Source organism: Streptacidiphilus alkalitolerans, from assembly GCF_042511045.1.
Taxonomy (GTDB): Bacteria; Actinomycetota; Actinomycetes; order Streptomycetales; family Streptomycetaceae; genus Streptacidiphilus; species Streptacidiphilus alkalitolerans.
In genome coordinates, this window is sequence record NZ_JBHEZX010000007.1 from 204307 (window position 1) to 222122 (window position 17816).

8 protein-coding genes are annotated in these 17816 nt (G+C 70.4%); 6 read left to right on the forward strand and 2 right to left on the reverse strand.

Going from position 1 to position 17816, the window contains the following annotated elements; genetic code table 11:
- Nucleotides 1-62 precede the first annotated feature (62 nt).
- Nucleotides 63-1109: a thaumatin family protein gene (locus ACEZDG_RS18285; protein ID WP_380510411.1), complete on the forward strand. Its 1047-nt coding sequence runs from the start codon at nt 63-65 to the stop codon at nt 1107-1109.
- 36 nt (nt 1110-1145) lie between these two features.
- On the opposite strand, the gene ACEZDG_RS18290 is transcribed toward ACEZDG_RS18285, so the two are convergent.
- A complete protein-coding gene (locus ACEZDG_RS18290) occupies nt 1146-1967 on the reverse strand; it encodes an SAM-dependent methyltransferase (protein WP_380510976.1) in 822 nt (273 codons plus the stop codon).
- 210 nt (nt 1968-2177) lie between these two features.
- Here ACEZDG_RS18290 and ACEZDG_RS18295 point away from each other — a divergent pair, with 210 nt between their 5' ends.
- Nucleotides 2178-3041 carry an oxidoreductase gene (locus ACEZDG_RS18295; RefSeq protein ID WP_380510415.1) on the forward strand — a complete coding sequence of 288 codons (864 nt, stop codon included), beginning with the start codon at nt 2178-2180 and terminating at the stop codon, nt 3039-3041.
- Between the two features lie 50 nt (nt 3042-3091).
- Nucleotides 3092-3913, forward strand: coding sequence for a helix-turn-helix transcriptional regulator (locus ACEZDG_RS18300; RefSeq protein WP_380510417.1), 822 nt, complete (start codon nt 3092-3094; stop codon nt 3911-3913).
- Between the two features lie 8 nt (nt 3914-3921).
- On the opposite strand, the gene ACEZDG_RS18305 is transcribed toward ACEZDG_RS18300, so the two are convergent.
- Nucleotides 3922-4404, reverse strand: coding sequence for a DUF2690 domain-containing protein (locus ACEZDG_RS18305; protein WP_380510420.1), 483 nt, complete (start codon nt 4402-4404; stop codon nt 3922-3924).
- 301 nt (nt 4405-4705) lie between these two features.
- On the opposite strand from ACEZDG_RS18305, the gene ACEZDG_RS18310 reads away from it, so the two are divergent.
- From ACEZDG_RS18310 to ACEZDG_RS18320, 3 genes are all read left to right on the forward strand, one after another.
- Nucleotides 4706-5200, forward strand: coding sequence for a BMP family ABC transporter substrate-binding protein (locus ACEZDG_RS18310; RefSeq protein ID WP_380510423.1), 495 nt, complete (start codon nt 4706-4708; stop codon nt 5198-5200).
- 171 nt (nt 5201-5371) lie between these two features.
- A complete protein-coding gene (locus ACEZDG_RS18315) occupies nt 5372-16465 on the forward strand; it encodes a LamG-like jellyroll fold domain-containing protein (protein ID WP_380510426.1) in 11094 nt (3697 codons plus the stop codon).
- Nucleotides 16458-17138: a hypothetical protein gene (locus tag ACEZDG_RS18320; RefSeq protein WP_380510429.1), complete on the forward strand. Its 681-nt coding sequence runs from the start codon at nt 16458-16460 to the stop codon at nt 17136-17138. Before ACEZDG_RS18315 ends, ACEZDG_RS18320 begins: the two co-directional genes overlap by 8 nt.
- Nucleotides 17139-17816 lie beyond the last annotated feature (678 nt).

Here is a 17816-nt window from a genome sequence, read left to right on the forward strand (position 1 = left end):
GGTCTCCGATACAGGGCCCGTCGGCAGGGGCGGGCACGGGGCGGTACCAGGAAGGCACGTACGTGACGGCACGAAGGCAGCGGCGGCAGCAGACAGGGCAACGGCAGCGGCATCGGGCGAGGTCCGGACGGGGGTGGCTGGCCGGGCTGCTCGCAGCCGCGGTCGCCGTCGTGATCATCTACTGGGCGACCTCGCCCGCCGACCCGGTCAGCCCGCAGGCGGCGAGCGGTCCGGCCGCCGCCGCGAGTTACGCCGCCGCGGCGTCCGCGGCTGCGGCGGGCACGGCCTCGCCGACCGCCACCGCCTCGGCCACTCCGCGGCCCAGCGCCTCGACCCCCACCCCCGGCGCGAGCGCCTCGACCCACCCGGCGGCGCCGCACACGACCAAGGCGGCGGCCTCCGGATCGGGCGGCTCGACCCAGGCGGCGGTGACCGGCACCCAGCGCAGCATCACCGTGGTCAACCACACCCAGCAGACCATCTGGGCCATCGTCACCAACACCACGGCGGCCTACCCCGACGGCAAGAAGCTGCTGCCCGGCCAGAGCGCCTCGCTCGCCGTGGCCAACAACTGGGGCGGACGGATCTGGGGCCGCACCGGCTGCGCCTCGACCGGCCGGGGCGTCTGCCTGACCGGGGACTGCACCACCGTGTGCTCGGGCCCGGTGACCCCCACGACGCTGGGCGAGTTCTCCTTCAACGCCTTCGACAACATGGACTTCTACGACGTCAGCATGGTCGACGGGTCCAACCTGCCGATGTACATCAATGTCTCGCACACCGTCACCACCGACCCGCTGAGCGCCTCCGGCTGCTACAAGGGCACCTGCACCTCACCGGTGAACTGCCCCAGCGCGATGAGGGCCATGAACGGCGGCCAGGTCATCGGCTGCAAGCCGCCCTGCGCGGCGTTCGGCGGGGACACCTACTGCTGCCGCGGGGCCTGGGCCGGGCGGGACAACTGCGTGCCGTCGAAGTGGCCGGTGGACTACACCCAGGTCTTCAAGAAGGCCGAGCCCTACGCCTACTCCTACGCCTTCGACGACGGGGCGACCATGGCCTGCAAGGGGCAGTGCTACTACCGGGTGACCTTCGGCACGACGGGGTAGCGCACAGCCCCGGTTTCCGCAGGTCAGGGGTCAGGGTCAGGGCTTGCGGGCGACGCCGCCGTACATCGCCACGTCGGCGTCGTCCAGGTCGTCCGCGGAGCCGTCCGGACGCCAGCGGTGGACCAGGACCACCCCGGGGTCGACCAGCTCCAGGCCCTCGAAGAAGGCCTCCACCTGCTTGTGGGTGCGTGCCGTGACATTGATCCCGCGGGCGTTGTACTCGCGCACCACGTCGCCGATCGCCGGGTTGGAGTCGACGGTGACCATGGACAGCGCCAGGAAGCTCCCGGAGGGCAGCGGCTCCAGCAGGCGCTGGATGATGCCGACCGGGTCCAGCTCGTCCGGGACGAACTGCAGCACCGCGATGACGGACAGCGCCACCGGCTGGTCCAGGTCGAAGGTGTCGTGCAACTGCGGTGCGCTGATGATGGCCTGGGGCTCGCGCATGTCCGCCTGGAGGTACGCGGTACGCCCCTCGGGCGAGCTGCTGAGCAGCGCGCGGGCGTGGACCAGCACCATCGGGTCGTTGTCCACGTAGACGATCTGGGACTCCGGGGCGATGCCCTGGGCGACCTGGTGCAGATTGGGCTCGGTCGGGATGCCGGTGCCGACGTCCAGGAACTGGCGGACGCCCTGCTCCGCGGCCAGGTGGCGGGTGACCCGGTGCATGAACGCCCGGCTCTGCCGCATGGAGGTGCGCAGGCTGGGCCAGCCGCGCAGCATCTGCTCGGCGGCCTCGCGGTCGGCCGGGAAGTTGTCCTTTCCACCGAGGACGTAGTCGTAGATCCGGGCCGAGTGCGGGATGTCGGTCCGCAGGTCGGTCTGCGGGACCGGGGGCTCCTGGAGCCGCGCCTTCATCCACTCCGCAGAGTCCGTCACCGAGCCCACCTGCCCTCTCGCCCGCTGTCGCGGAGATCACCTGATCCCGCAGACGCATCATAGGCGCTGGCAGCCATGTACTGCCGTGCCATGGATGGACGCTCCTCTCCCGCTTCGGCCGGGGTGCGCGCAGAGTGGGGGAAACGGGGCGCGATGTCCCCGTTGTCCGGTTCGCTGTGAGGAGTCCTGATGTCCGACCTGCCGCTTCCCGATCTCTCCGGGCGCACCGTGGTGGTGACCGGGGCCTCCAGCGGGCTCGGCGCGGTCACCGCCCGGGAACTGGCCGGTGCCGGGGCCCGGGTGGTGCTGGCCGTGCGCGACCCGGCCAAGGGGCAGGCGGTCGCCGACGGCATCGAGGGGGAGACCGAGGTCCGCCCCCTGGACCTGGGCGACCTGGCCTCGGTGCGGGCCTTCGCGAAGGACTGGTCCGGACCGCTGGACGTCCTGGTCAACAACGCCGGGATCATGGCCGTGCCGCAGGGGCGGACCGCCGACGGTTTCGAGCTGCAGATCGGCACCAACCACCTGGGCCACTTCGCGCTCACCCTGCTCCTGCTGCCGCGGCTCACCGACCGGGTCGTCACCGTCGCCTCGGGGCTGTCCAGGACCGGGCGGATCGACCTGGACGACCTCAACTGGGAGCGCCGCCGCTACCGGCCGATGGGCGCCTACGGGCAGTCCAAGCTCGCCAATCTGCTGTTCACGGTCGAACTGCAGCGCCGGCTCTCGGCGGCGGGAAGCCCGGTGCGGGCGCTGAGCGCCCACCCGGGGGTGGCCGCCACCGACCTGGACCGGCACCTGGGCGGCCTGCAGGGCAGGATGGTCCGGCTGATGTTCCCGTTCATCGCCCAGAAGCGGCCCGAGTTCGGCGCCCTGCCCACGCTCTACGCGGCCACCGCCCCGGACCTGCCGGGGGACTCCTACCTCGGCCCGGACGGCCGCGGCGGCGGGCGTCCGCGGGTGGAGAAGCGCACCGCGCGGGACAGCGACCCCGCCGTGGCCCGCGGCCTGTGGGAGCTGTCCGAGGAGCTCACCCAGGTCCGCTACCCCTGACCGGAGGTGCCGTGACCCGGCCGAAGGACCCACTGCGGAACAATGGACCGGTGGACCGATCCCAACTGGCCGAATTCCTGCGCCGCCGCCGCGAGGCCCTGCAGCCCGAGGACGTCGGGCTGGTCAAGGGCCCGCGCCGGCGCACCCCGGGCCTGCGCCGTGAGGACGTGGCGGCGCTGACCGGCATGTCGGTCGACTACTACGTGCGGCTGGAGCAGGAGCGCGGCCCGCAGCCCTCGGAGCAGATGACCGCGGCGCTGGCCCGGGGGCTGCGGCTGTCCCTGGACGAACGGGACCACCTGTTCCGGCTGGCCGGGCACCCGACCCCGGGCCGGGTCTCCCGCGCCGACCACATCAGCCCGGCGATGATGCGGGTGCTGGACCGGCTGGAGGACACCCCGGCGCAGATCGTCACCGACCTGGCCGAGGCCCTGGCCCAGACCCGTCCCGCCACCGCGCTGTTCGGCGACCAGACCCGGTTCACCGGGCCGGCCCGGAGCATGATCTACCGCTGGTTCGCCGAGACCGGCTCCCGCTCGATCTACCCCGAGGCCGACCACGACCTGCACAGCCGTACCTTCGCCTCCCAGCTGCGCACCGCGTACGTGCGCAGCGGGCAGAGCCCCCGCAGCAGCGCGCTGGTGCGGCAACTGCTGGCCGTCAGCCCGGAGTTCGCCGCCCTCTGGGGGCAGCACGAGGTAGGCCTGGCCTTCGACGAGAGCAAGACGATCGTTCACCCCGAACTGGGGGAGCTGTACCTGCACTGCCAGGCCCTGCTCGCCCCGGACCAGTCCCAGGCCCTGCTGGTCTTCACCGCGACCCCCGGCACGGAGAGCGCCGAGAAACTGAGAATGCTCTCCGTGCTGTACTGAAAGCGGACTCAGTACGAGGGCGTGGTGGCGGTGTACGTCTTGTCGACGGAGTAGAAGCTCCCCTTTGCGTACGAAGTGACGTTCAGGTCGTCCACCATGTTGGTCCAGCACGAGGTCTGACCGGGCGTCACCGAGCAGCCCTCCTCGGTCCCGTCGCTGTTGCGGTGGATCAGCGCGGAGGCGGTGTCGCAGCCCCAGGCCGGCGCGTGGCCGTTGCAGACCTGCAGCGGGCCGGTCAGCGTGAGCCGGGCCCAACCGGCGTGACAGCTGGTGTTGTAGCGCAGTTCCACCGTGCCCACGGTGGCCCCGTCGAGGCCGTGCACGGTGGCCGACTCCATGGTGACGGCGCCGGTGGCGCAACCGGTGGCGACCGGGTCGAGCCCGGTGTACGAGGTGGTCGCGCTCGCGGAGCCGGCCGATGCGATCAGGCCGAGTCCGAGCGTGGCGGCGAGCAGTCCGATACGGCTGATACGGACAAAGGATGACTTCATGGGATGCACTTCTCTTCGTGGTCGTTCGTTCGTGGCAGGAAACCGGGATCCCGAGGAATGGGAACGGGGTTGACCCGGCGAAAGGCGATCTTGTAGCCGCCCGGGTCGTGCGTCAACCGACCGACCGTGCGGCGGCGGGATCGTTCGTCGGCTTTGGGACGGCATGACCGCAAAGCCCTGGGACTGTTCGCGGACCGAGAGTGTTTTCTTACTCGCCGCTTACCTTGTGCCGCCCCGTAGGATCCGGCCCGTCGCGGTCGGGAATTGTGCCGGGCCGCAGGTCGGACGAGGGGTGGGGCGGATGCGACGCCGGTTCTGGATACCGCTGGGCGGCGTGGTGGTGGCGCTCGCGGTGGCCGCGGTGCTGTTCGAGGTGCTCGGCGGGAGCGGAAGGCCGGCCGCCCAGCCGCGGGCCCGGATCTACCGGGATGTGACGGTGTGCCTGCTGACCGACGCGCACGGCAGGTCCGGCTCCCAGGCCGCGCAGGTGTGGGCGGGAATGCAGGACGCCTCGCTGGCCGCGCACACCCAGGCGACCTCGCTGGCGGTGGTCGGGCCCGCCACGGTGGCGAACGCGCTGCCCTATGTGAACACCCTGCTCCAGCAGCGCTGCGCGGTGGTGCTGGCCGCGGGAGCGGTCCAGAGCGCCGCGGTGGAGCAGGTGGCGGCGGGTTCGCCCAAGGTCCGTTTTGTGGTGACGGACGGAGAGGCGACCGGGGCGAATGTCACGGCGGTCGCGCCGTCCGGGGATCTCCGGGCCGAGGTGACGCACCTCGTGCGCACTCTGGTCCATTAGCCCCCCAGTGCGGTGCAAACTCCCCGCTCGGGATCGGTCCTGACATATCCGCCCAGGTCAGTCCCATGATCGTAAGAGTTTGTTATGCGCATGGCAGCGGCTCTGGTGCCGCGGTGATCACGACTGCGAATGTTCGACGCGTTGCTGTGTCGACTCTGTCTGGAGCCTGTCATGCGTTCGCGCCTGTTCCGTCGTACCGCCCGGCAGTTGGCCACGCGCCGTCGTCGGCTGCGCGCGGTGGCCGTGGTGGTGCTCACGGCCCTGGCGGTCCTGTTCGTGGGACAGCCGATGTCGGCGATGGGCGCTTCGCTGCCGCCGCTGTCGCTGCCGAGGCTCTCCGGGCTGGTGGACTGGCTCACCGCGGGGCCGCCGCAGTGGGGCAAACTGCCGCACCAGGCGTCGGGGACGGCCGCGGGGCGCAGCGACCGCGCGTCCGCGGCCTCGACCAGGGCCAAGGGCGGTGCCGGGCACGCCCCCAAGCCGGGGCGCGGCGAGCTGCCGGCCTACGCGCCCTACGCGCGCAAGGTGGTCTCCGGCCCCAGCGCGAGCAGGCTCGGGTTCAACGCGCGCACCAGCAAGCGGGTGGCGGCGAAGTCCACGGCGACCTCCAACTACTTCCAGAACGCGGACGGCTCGTACACCCGCCAGTTGTTCCAGGGTGCGGTCAACTACCGTGACAGCTCCGGGAACTGGCAGGCGATCGACACCCGGGTGCAGCAGGGCGGCGACAAGCGCTGGCACGAGAAGGCCAACGGGATCGGCGCCGACTTCGCCCCCAGCGCGGCGGACCCGTCGCTGGCCCGGTTCAGCGTGGACCCGTCGCACAGCGTGGGCTGGAACCTGACCGGCGCGGCCCCGGTGGCCCCGGTGGTCTCCGGCGCCACCGCCACCTACCGGTCCGCGCTGCCGGACACCGACCTGGTGCTGGCGACCAGCACCACCGGTGTGAAGGAGTCGCTGCTGCTGAAGTCCGCCGCGGCGGCCGACTCCTGGACGTTCCCGCTGGCCCTGGAGGGGATGACCCCGGCGCTCACGGCGGACGGCTCGATCGACCTGCGCGACGCGGCCGGGAAGACCCGGGCGGTGATTCCGCCCGCCTACGCCTACGACTCCCGCATCGACCCGGTCTCGGGCGAGCCGGCCACCACCCACGCCGTGCACTACCGACTGGCCACCGAGGGCGGGCGGACCGTCCTCGAGGTGACCCTGGACCGGGCCTGGCTGGACGCCCCCGGACGGGTCTTCCCGGTCACCGTGGACCCGTCCACCTTCAACGCGCAGGCGCTGACCACCTACGCGGAGTCCACCAACCCGGGCGACCACTCGATGGAGCAGACCATCAAGGTCGGCTCCTACGACTCGGGCACCCATGACGCGGTGTCCTACCTGAAGTTCCCCAACCTCGGCCTGGACAACTCCAAGATCACCGTCTCGGCCGCCTCGCTGAGCCTGTTCGACCTGTGGTCCTCGACCTGCACCGCCGAGCGCTTCGACGTCGCCGCGGTGACCAAGGCCTGGACCCCGTCCGGGATCACCGCCTACCCGGGGCCGACCTACGGCGCCTCGATCGGCAACCTCACCCCGAGCACCCCGAACGGCTGCGCCAACACCACCGGCATCATGTCCAAGGGCGACAACATCAAGGTCACCCTGGCCCCGGCCACGTTCAACACCTGGGCCGCGGCGACCGGCGCGACCAACGACTACGGCCTGGCGATCTACGCGGCGACCACGGACGCCCTGCACTGGAAGCAGTTCGGGTCGATCTACAACCTGTACGGCGCGCCGTCGCTGTCGCTGACCTACACCGGCGCGCTGCTGCCGCAGGTCGTGGCGACCAGCCCGGCCAACAACGCCGGGGTGGGCACGCTGACCCCGCAGCTGACCGCGATCGGGCAGACCGACCCCAACCTGACCACCACCCCCAAGTACGACTTCCAGGTGTTCGACACCACCGGCGCCAAGCTCGCCGACTCCGGCCTGATCACCGCCAACTACTACAACGTCCCTGCGGGGAAGCTGAAGTGGGGTCAGACCTACGAGTGGGAGGCGCAGTCCTACGACGGCACCAACTACTCGCCCGGGCCGGACTGGCAGGCGCTGACCACCCAGGTGCCGCAGCCCGTGGTCACCTCGGGGCTCTCGCAGAACACCGACGGCCACGGCTACAGCCCGGCGATCGGCAACTACACCACCAGTGCCACCGACGCCAATGTCTCCACCCCCGGCCCCTCGCTGAACGTGGAGCGGGACTACAACTCCCGTGACCCGCGCACCACCGGCGCCTTCGGCGAGGGCTGGTCCAGCACCTTCGACTCCAGGGCGGCCGAGCAGTACGACGCCTCCGGCGCGGTGCAGAGCGTCCAGGTCACCTACCCGGACGGTTCGGCGGTGGGCTACGGGAAGAACTCGGACGGCAGCTTCTCGCCGCCGCAGGGGCGTTTCGCCACCTTCAAGAGCGTCACCGGCGGCTACACGCTGACCGACAAGAACGCCACCGTCTACAGCTTCACCCAGCTGCTGAGCACCGGTGTGTACGGCATCAGCTCGATCACCGACGCCAACGGCCGCCAGCTGACCTTCACCTGGACCGGCGGCCAGATCACCACGATGAAGTCCCTGGTCTCCAACCGCAGCCTGTACCTGACCTGGTCCACGCCCGCCGGGGCGACCAGCGCGCACGTCGCCACCGTCTACACCGACCCGGTCACGGCCGGGAACCCGTCCACCGCGCTGACCTGGACCTATACCTACACCGGCGACGAGCTCAGCAAGATGTGCTCGCCCACCGACACCACCAGCTGCACCCAGTACAGCTACACGGCCGGATCGCAGTACCCCAACCAGGTGCTGGACCAGGGCCCCAGCTCGTTCTGGCCGCTGTCCGAGGCGGCGGGCGCCACCACCGCGGCCAGCGCGGTGCTGGCCCGGGAGGGCGCGGACAACGGCACCTACAGCAATGTGACGCTGGGTCAGCCGGGACCGCTGGCCGGCGGCAGCACCACCGCGGCGGGCTTCAACGGCACCTCCTCCTCGGTGCAACTGCCCAACCTGGGCCTCGGCACCTCCTCCTCGCAGAGCATCTCGCTGTGGTTCAAGACCTCGACCAAGGCCGCCCAGGTCCTGTTCTCCTACTCCGACATGCCGATCAACGCCACCGCGACCCTCGGTGACTTCACCCCGTCGCTGTACATGGGAACGGACGGCGAACTCAAGGGCCTGTTCTGGTACGGCGAGACCACCACGCCGATCACCACGACCAAGTCCGAGGCCGACGGCGCCTGGCACCACGTGGTGCTGACCGGCTCCTGGACCACGCAGACCATGTACCTGGACGGCACCAAGATCGGCACCGCGCCCGGCTACGGCAGCTTCGGCTTCTCCGGCACCATGCCCTGGCTGTTCGACCAGGTCTACCTGGGCACCGGCTACCTCGGCTCCACCTGGCCGGACCAGCCGCACCTGAACTCCGCCACGGCGTACGCCAGTTACTTCAACGGCTCGATGGCCGACGTCTCCTTCTCCAACAAGCCGCTGGCCCAGGCCGACGTCACCGCGCTGCACCAGGCCGGGACCACCCCGGCCGGGCTGCTCAGCCAGGTCACCCGCCCCTCCGGCAAGATCTACTCCAAGGTGAGCTACGACCCCAAGACCACCGCGGTCAGCCACCTGACCGACGAGGTCGGCGGCAACTGGACCATGGCCGCCCCGACGGTCACCGGCTCCAGCCAGGTGTATCGTTCCGCGGTCATGGGCGCGGGTCCCGCGGCCTACCTGCGGCTGGGCGACAGCACCGGCGCGGCTACCGCGGCGGACGAGGTCAAGGCCGATCCCGCCGCCTACAGCGCGGTGACGCTGGGGGCGGCCGGGCCGTTCGCCGACCAGAAGGCGGCCTCCTTCAACGGCACCTCCTCGCAACTGGCGATACCCCCCTCGGTCTACGCCGGGGCCACCTCCGGCTCGGCCGAACTCTGGTTCTCCACCACCAGGACCACCGGCGGCATCCTGCTCGGAGCCACCAGCACCCCGCTGCTGTGGGTGGGCACCGACAGCAAACTGCACGGCGGCTTCTGGACCTCGGCCGGCTCCCCGCAGATCGCCTCCACCACCAATGTCACCGACGGCAAGTGGCACCATGTGCTGCTCACCGCGACCGCGACCAGCCAGTCGCTGTACCTGGACGGGGTGCTGGTCAAGACCACGGCCCTGGCCGGCGCCCTGCAGGTGCGGACCGGCCTGGCGGTCGGGGTCGGCACCACCGGCACCGGCTGGAACGGACTGCCCAGCTCGACCACCGTCTACTTCACCGGCTCCATCGCCGAGGCGGCCTTCTACCGCACCGCGCTGACCGGCCAGGACGACGCCGCGCACTACGCCGCAGGACTCAACTCGGGCGGCCTGTCCCCGCTGGAGACGGTGAAGGTCACCGACCCCGGCAACCACACGGTCACCGACCAGTACGACGTGCTCAACGGCTACCGGCTGGTGGCCGACACCGACGCCGCGGGCAGCCGGACCTCCTACGGCTACGACACCGGCGGCTTCGTCCACACCGTCACCGACGCCGACGGCGACGTGGACACCAGCGGGCACGACGTCCGCGGCAACACCGTCTCCCAGACCAGCTGCCAGAACCAGGCCGCACAGCTGTGCTCCACCAGCTACACCACCTTCCTGCCGGACGACACCACCGCCCAGCTGACCCCCAACCCGACCAACGACCTGGTGGCCACCTCCCGGGACGGGCGGTCCGCCTCGGCCACCGACAACACCTATCTGACCTCCTACAGCTATGACGCGGCCGGCAACCGCACCAAGGTGATCACGCCCCCGGTCCCGGGATTCCCGGCCGGGCGCACCACCGCGGTCAGCTACACCGACGGCAGCACCATCGCCGCGGCCGACGGCGGATTCGCCCCCAAGGGCCTGCCGTACAAGACCGTCTCGCCGGGCGGCGCCACCACGCTGGTCCAGTACTTCAAGGACGGCGACGTCGCCTCGATGACCGACCCGGACGGACTGGTCACCAGGTTCACCTACGACAACCTGGGCCGGGCGCTGACCAAGACCGAGGTCTCCGACACCTACCCGGCCGGGCTGACCACCAGCTACGTCAACGACGGTGAGTCGCAGGTGGTCGGCGAGACCGACCCGCCGACCACCGACCAGGTCAACGGCACGGTGCACCAGGCCAGTACCACCACGGTGTTCGACCCGGACGGGCAGGTCACCTCGCAGACGGTGGCGGACCTGACCGGCGGCGACGCCCCGCGCACCACCACCAGCACCTACAACGCCTACGACCAGCTGCAGACCTCGGTCGACTCGGCCGATCCGACCGCGGTCACCAGCTACACCTACGACGCCTTCGGCAACCAGGCGACCGTGCAGGACCCGAACGGGACCACCACGGCCTACGCCTACGACCCGGACGGGCGGCTGTTCACCCAGACCCTGAAGAACTACACCGCCGACCCGGTCAACCCCTCGGCGCCGGTGGACCTGGTGGAATCGTCGCGCAGCTACGACCCGGCCGGACGGCTGCAGTCGCTCACCGACGCGATGGGCAACAGCACCGCCTACACCTACACCGACAACGGGCTGACGGCGACGGTGACCCGGATCGACGGGCAGAATACAGCCAACCGCTTCGTCGAGCAGGCCGACACCTACGACGCGGCGGGCAACCTGGTCAAGCAGGTCACCAACAACGGAGCCACGGTCACCGACGACACCCTGGACGCGGCCGACCGGGTCACCGCCACCACCGTCGACCCGACCGGGGTGGACCGCACCACCACCGTCTCGTACACCCCCGACGACCGGGTCGCCACCAGCACCCTCAGTGACGCCACCGGGGCCACCCACACCACCCGGTCCACGTACGACCCGATGGGCAACGTCAGCAGCCGGTCGATCCAGGAGGACGGCAGCGGGCACCCGGTCGGCTGGTGGCCGCTGAACCAGACCGCCGGCAGCAATGTCACCGACGCCTCCGGGACCGGCAACACCGCCACCGCCACCGGGGTGACCTGGGGCAACGGCGCGGCCACCTTCGCCGGCAGCACCGGCCAGCAGATCGCCACCAACGGACCCGTGCTGAACACCGCGAGCGCCTACTCGGTGTCCGCCTGGGTCGACCTCTCCTCGCTGCCGACGCACAACGCGGCCGTGGTCGCCCAGTCCGGCACCGAGAACAGCGGATTCGTCCTCGCCTACCACTACCAGGCGTCCGGCCCGGTCTGGTCGCTGTGGAACACCAACCCCACCTCGACCAGCCCCGCGCAGGTGTTCGCCTCCTCGACCACCGCGGCCGTCGCGAACACCTGGACCCACCTGGTCGGCACCTACGACCCGTCCACCGGCGCGATGCAGCTCTACGTCAACGGGGCCTTGGCCGCCACCGGGAGCAACACCTCCTCCTGGTCCGCCACCGGCCCGCTGACCATCGGCAGCGACCAGTGGCTCGGCGCCGCCACCGACCTGCTGCCCGGCTCCGTCGCCAACGTCCAGGCCTACCCGCGGGTGCTCTCCGCCGCGGACATCGGCACCCTCTTCGGCGGCGGGCACTCCGGCGGCACCACCGCCTCCAGCACGCAGGCCACCACCAGTTGGGACCTGGACCAGCGCGGCCTGCCGCGCAGCATGACCGACGCCGACCAGCAGCTCACCGGCTACACCTTCGACGAGGCCGGCCACCTGGTCGCGACCAGTGAGCCCGCGGTCACCACCACCGCCCCCGACGGCAGCACCGCCACCGTGCACCCACTGACCCAGACCGGCTACGACACCTTCGGCGACGCGGTGGAGACCAAGGACGCCGACGGCAACACCGTCACCACCGCCTACGACGCCGACGGCCGGAAGACCAGCGTGGCCCTCCCCGCCTACACCCGTCCCGACACCGGGGCCACCATCACCGGTGCGGGCACCAGCTGGAGCTACGACAAGGCCGGCAACGTCACCGCGGTCACCGACGCGCTGAACCACTCCACCAGCTACCTCTACGACCAGCTGGGCGACACCGCGCAGGTCACCGACGCCGACAACGGCGTCAGCCACTCCGTCTACGACAAGAACGGCGAGGTCACCAGCTCCACCGACCCGGACGGGGTGCAGAGCCAGGCGGTCTACGACTACCTGGGCCGGCAGACCTCGTCCACGATCCTGGAGCGCTTCCCGAGCGCGAGCACCAGCACCACGACGCTGGACTACACCGCCTCGGCGGCCGACCCGGGCGGGGCGTTCCTGGCCAGGACCACCAGCCAGGACGGCGTCTCCACCAGCTTCGGCTACGACAACCTCGGGGAGCAGACCCAGTCCACCGACCCCTCAGGGCAGGTGACGACCACCCAGTACAACCTGGAGGGGCTGCCGGTCGACACCCGGCTGCCGGACGGCACCGCGTCCAGGACCAGCTACGACCAGCTCGGCGACCCGGTGTCGATGACGCAGACCGACACCGACGGCACGACCAGGCTGATCGGGCAGTCGGCCGGCTACGACGCCATGGGCCGGCTGATGTCCAGCACCGACGCCAACCAGCACACCACCACCTACACCCGCGACGCGCTCGGCCAGGTCTCCTCGGAGACCCAGCCCGTGGACGCCGGACACTCCATCACCACCTCGTTTGGCTACGACGCCGACGGCAACAAGACCCTGTTCCAGGACGGGCGCGGGAACGACTGGCACTACACCACCAACTCCTGGAACCTGCCCGAGAGCACCGTCGAACCGGCCGGCATCTCCAGCAGCTACTCCTACACCTCCGCCGCCGACTCGACCCAGACGGTCAGCTACGACGCCGCGGGCCGCGCGGTCACCCAGAACGCCCCCGGCGGGGTCACCGCGACCGTGGGCTACGACAACCTGGGCAACGTCACCTCGCAGTCCGGCACCGGGGCCGACGCACCGACCGCCACCCGCAGCTTCAGCTACGACCACGACGGCCGGATGCTGACCGCGGCCACCGCCGCCACCGCGAACACCCCGGACACCAGTTCCACCTTCAGCTACAACGACCGGGGCGCGCTGCTCAGCGCCACCGGCAGCGGGGGCAGCAGCTCCTTCAGCTACAACGCCGACGGCCTGCCGACCTCCATCACCGACGCGTCCGGGACCACCGGATTCGGCTACGACTCCGCGGACCGACTCAGCACCCTGAGCGACCCGGCCACCGGCACCCAGCTCAGCTACGGCTACAACCAGCTGAACCAGGTCAGCAGCATCGGCTACGGCACCGGCGGGGATACCCGCAGCTTCGGCTACGACCACCTGCACCGGCTGAGCAGCGACACCCTCAGCACGGCCGGCGGCGCCACCGTCGCCTCGATCGACTACGGCTACGACCCGAACGGCAACGAGACCAGCAAGAACACCACCGGCCTGGCCGGCACCGGAACCAACACCTACAGCTACGACTGGGCCGACCGGCTGCAGTCCTGGAACAACGGGACCAGCACCACCCAGTACTCCTACGACGACTCCGGGAACCGCACCCAGGTCGGCTCCAACGTCTACACCTACGACGCCCGCGACCAGCTCACCAGCGACGGCGTCAACACCTACAGCTACACCGCCCGCGGCACCCTGTCGCTGGAGGTCGGCAGCTCCGGCAGCGTCGCCTCCACCTCCGACGCCTACAACCAGCAGGCCAGCCAGGGCAACCAGAGCTACGTGGACGACGCGCTGGGCCGGCTGATCAGCGAGTCCGGCACGGCGGGCTCGCCGAGCAACACCTTCTCGTACAGCGGCGCCGGCAACACCCTGGCGTCCGACGGCACCTACACCTACACCCACACGACGGGCGGCGCCCTGGTCGCCACCGGGACGCCGGGCGGCAGCACCACCGACGCCACCCTGGACTACACCGACCAGCACGACGACGTGGTCGGCAGCTTCAGCCCCGGCGGCAGCACGCTGACCGGCTCGACCGCCTACGACCCGCTGGGCAACACCACGGCCGGTATCGGCGTGCTGCAGGGCCACCTGGGCTACCAGTCCGGCTGGACCGACAGCGCCACCGGCAAGGTCGACATGGCCGCCCGCTGGTACAACCCGGCCACCGGCCAGTTCATGAACAAGGACACCATGTCCTTGAACCCCACCCCCAACTCGGCCGCGGCCAACCCCTTCGCCTACGTCGACGACAACCCGCTCACCCGCACCGACCCCTCGGGACACGGCTTCTTCGGCGACGTCTGGAACGGCATCAAGAAGGGCGCCAGCTGGGTCGGCGGCGAGATCGAGTCCGGCGCCAAGTACGTGGCCAAGAAGGCCGTCGAGGCCTACGACTGGACCTCGAGCAAGGTCTCCGAGGGCATCAAGCTGGCCGAGCGGGCAGCTCAGTCGGTCGAGCGGGCCTTCGACGCCCAGATGGCCGCCCTCGACCGGGAGATCGCCCAGCTCAACCAGGAGATCAACGACGCCGAGAGAACGATCAGACGCAACGCGGCGAAAGCCTGGTCGGCGACGGTCAGCGCGGCCAGCCATCCGCTGAGGTCGCTCAAGGTGGCGGCCACCACCACGTACCACGCGGTCGCCAAGGCGGTGAACACCTCGGCGAACTTCGTGAAGAACCACGCCGCGGCGATCGCCTCCTTCGCCGCCTCGACCGTGGTCTTCATGGGCTGCGAGGCGTTCGTCACGGCCGGCAGCGCGGGCACCCTCAGCATCCCCGGCGCCATCGCCTGCGGCGCGCTCGCCGGCGAGGTCGGCGGGGCCGTCAACCAGGGCGTCGAATGCGCCAGCGGCAAGGGCTCCTGCTCGGTCAGCGCCTTCGCCGGATCCGTGGTCCTCGGCGGAATCGGCGGCGGCATCGGCGGCGGTATCGCCGGCCCGCTGGGCGGCAAGCTCGCCGACTCCTTCCTCGGCGGCGTGCTCCCGAAGATCGTCACCAACACCCTCGAGGGCGCGGCCATCGGCGGCCTCTCCGGCGGCGCGACCGGCGCCGCCGACTACGGGCTGACCTGCGAGGGCAGCTCGGGCGGCTGCTCCTGGTCCGGTCTCGGCAGCGCGGTGGCGAGCGGCGTCGAATCCGGCGCCATCGGCGGCGCGGCCGGCGGTGCGGCCTTCACCCTGGCCGGACCGGCCCTCGGCAAGCTGCTCGGCCCCGGCTGCACCGCCCACAGCTTCACCGGAGCCACCCCGGTGCTGATGGCGGACGGCTCGACCAAGGCCATCGACCGGATCAAGGTCGGCGACAAGATCCGCGACTCCGTCCCGGGCAAGAAGGGCACCGAGGTCCACACGGTCACCAAGGTCATCGTCACCACGACCGACCACGACTTCGTCGACGTCACCATCACCCCGACCACGCCGGGGGCCCCGGCTTCGACGGCCACGGCGGGCACGTCGGCCACGACGGGCACCCCGGCCGTCTCGGCGAAGGCCAAGCCGACTCAGGCCACACTCCCGCTCAGGACCCGCGTCATCCGCAAGGCCGGCCTCGGCCTCGCCGCCTCCGCGGCCGGCCTGACCGCCCTCCTCGGCCTCGGCCACCACCAGGCCCCGACCCCCACCGCCCAACCGCTGCCCGCAACCGCCCCGGTCGCGTCCGTCACCCCGCTCGCGCCGGTGACCCGGGCCGCGTCGGCGCACACCGCGGCGAGCACCCTCACCACCACCTTCCACCACCCCTTCTACGACGAGACCCAGAACTCCTTCGTCGACGCCCAGTACCTCCACACCGGCGACGTCCTGCAGACCCCCACCGGCACCGCCGAGGTCAGCACCGTCCGCCTCTACCACGCCGACACCACCACCTACGACCTCACCATCGGCGACCTCCACACGTACTACGTCGAGGCCGGGACGACGCCGGTCCTGGTGCACAACTGCAATCTTGCCCTTGGCTGGCGGACCAAGGGCACCGGCGAGTGGGCGGAAAAGCAAGGGTTTACCCATATGCTGAACAATCCGGACGACGGGTGGAAGGCCCCGACGGAGCGCCAGATCGGTGATCCCAACGTCACTCTCCATGTGAACCTGCACGGATGGGACGACTTCTCGGGCGCGGTCAGGTCAGGCCTCACCGGTGGCGGGAAGGCGACTGACCTCGAGATGAGTTGGATCGCCAGGGCGGTATCCAATGGCCAGCGTTCATGGGACTCTGTGAACTTCTACAACATGGGCGCCAAGGGAGATATCGTCCCAGTGCCTCGGCCCGACGAGCCCGACTGGTCTAGTTTTGGCAAACTTGATCCGGTGAAGAGCACCTTTACCATGTGCGGCTGCGAGGGGTCGGTTCCCTGGGATGAATAGCGACAGTGCGGCGGAGGGATCCGCAGGTCTGCAGGCGCTCTATCCGGACGTCGACATGGCTGACGGCCTGGCAGAGGCACTCAAGCGCATGGCTGTTGACCTAGGGTTTTCGCTTGAGGGGCTTGTGGACGGCTTCGGGCGGGCCGAGCTTGCCACTGGACGCGGGACCGCCTCGATCCGCCTCGGTGCCGAGGAGCGGCTCTTCCTCGTCGGAATATACGAGTCCGGCATCGAATGGGCGACGGGAGCGACTGCGGACGTTGGCCAGGCCCTTCGCGCGGTGGCTGCCTGGCAGGAGGGCGAACCTCTCGACGGCTATGTGTCAAGATTCCCATTCATGAGGCCCGGGGAATTGGCATACGCATTCGCGGAAGGGAATGTGGCACAAGCTCAATGGGAAATCCTGCTGGGCTCGGACCATCCTTCGGAGAGTCGGCAACTGCTCCTCCGTCTCGCTGGGTTCGGCGAGCTCCGGAGCCTGTTTCCGGAGATCAGCTACGGGAGTATCCGCTTCACTGCGCCTCCGCCTCGACGGGACGATCGAGTATTTTTCGTTCGAGGCGATGAGGAGCTGTATCGGGTGCAGGAATTTGGTGCGGAGCGTCGAGAGTACGCCCTTGGTGACATTGGCGAGGTCGTTCGCCGCCTTGTTGAATTCTTGGCCACCGGATGATGGACGCCTGTGCGGGGGCGATCGACCGTCCGGTCCAAGGCGGGGCTGTTTCCTCCCGTAGTTTGTCGGACCCCCGCGACTCGGCCGGGTCTGGCTGCGGTTCGTGATCCTCGGCACGGTTTTCGTCACACTCGAGTTCCTGGTGGACGGGACCGTGGGCGTGTTGGCGGGACGCATCGGAGACTGGTTCGGGCGGCGACAGGCGGCGCGGCGCCGGCTCGACGTCGCGACCGGCCAGCCCGAGGGCCTGGCTCGCAATGCCTCGGCGCCTGCCTCGGTACTGCTGCGGATCCTCGCCATGGATCCCTTGCCGGTGCAGGACGAGTGGCTGACGGAGCGGCGACTTCCCATGGACGTTGCGACCGCTGCGGTCCGCCATCCCGATGCCCGTGCGCGCAGCGCGGTCCTGCAGAACCGCTCCCCGCCAACGCTCCTCGGGTTCGGCGCGCCTGCGTCGTCCTGGCCGGTGAATACGGCGTGGAACTGCCCGACGACGCCCTGCAGGCCCTTGTGGCGGACGACAATGCCAAGATCCGCTACTGGACGACGGCGATTCCGGGCCTTTCATCGGCGCTGCGGCGCCGCCTCGCTGACGACCTCGCTCACCTGCGAGCTGTGGGACCAGCTCACGCGCTGGGAGCAGGAGCGCTTCCGAGCCGATCCCCATCCCCGGATCAT

What these genes read in the sequence shown, in the direction of transcription:
- ACEZDG_RS18290 (WP_380510976.1), bottom strand. Translation starts at nt 1,967, where the DNA reads ATGAAGGCGCGGCTCCAGGAGCCCCCGGTCCCGCAGACCGACCTGCGG.
- ACEZDG_RS18295 (WP_380510415.1), top strand. Translation starts at nt 2,178, where the DNA reads ATGTCCGACCTGCCGCTTCCCGATCTCTCCGGGCGCACCGTGGTGGTG.
- ACEZDG_RS18305 (WP_380510420.1), bottom strand. Translation starts at nt 4,404, where the DNA reads ATGAAGTCATCCTTTGTCCGTATCAGCCGTATCGGACTGCTCGCCGCC.
- ACEZDG_RS18310 (WP_380510423.1), top strand. Translation starts at nt 4,706, where the DNA reads ATGCGACGCCGGTTCTGGATACCGCTGGGCGGCGTGGTGGTGGCGCTC.
- ACEZDG_RS18315 (WP_380510426.1), top strand. Translation starts at nt 5,372, where the DNA reads ATGCGTTCGCGCCTGTTCCGTCGTACCGCCCGGCAGTTGGCCACGCGC.
- ACEZDG_RS18320 (WP_380510429.1), top strand. Translation starts at nt 16,458, where the DNA reads ATGAATAGCGACAGTGCGGCGGAGGGATCCGCAGGTCTGCAGGCGCTC.